Source organism: Paracidobacterium acidisoli (assembly GCF_003428625.2).
In the GTDB taxonomy this organism is placed as follows: Bacteria; Acidobacteriota; Terriglobia; order Terriglobales; family Acidobacteriaceae; genus Paracidobacterium; species Paracidobacterium acidisoli.
On sequence record NZ_QVQT02000010.1, the window covers coordinates 37776 to 37991 of the forward strand.

At 67.1% G+C, this 216-nt stretch carries 1 pseudogene; it reads left to right on the forward strand.

The features are described from left to right. A pseudogene (locus D0Y96_RS20150) lies at positions 1-216 on the forward strand (hypothetical protein); the annotation flags it as partial.

The following is a 216-nucleotide window of genomic DNA, read 5'->3' on the forward strand; positions in this document are numbered from 1 at the left end:
CGACGGAATCATCGCTGCTTCAGACGGCGGAGGCACAGGAGCCGGAGTGGACGGAATCATCGCCACTGCGGACGGCGGAGGCACAGGAGCCGGAGTGGACGGGATCATCGCCACTGCGGACGGCGGAGGTACAGGGGCCGGGGTCGACGGAATCATCGCTGCTTCAGACGGCGGAGGCACAGGAGCCGGAGTGGACGGAATCATCGCCACTGCGGA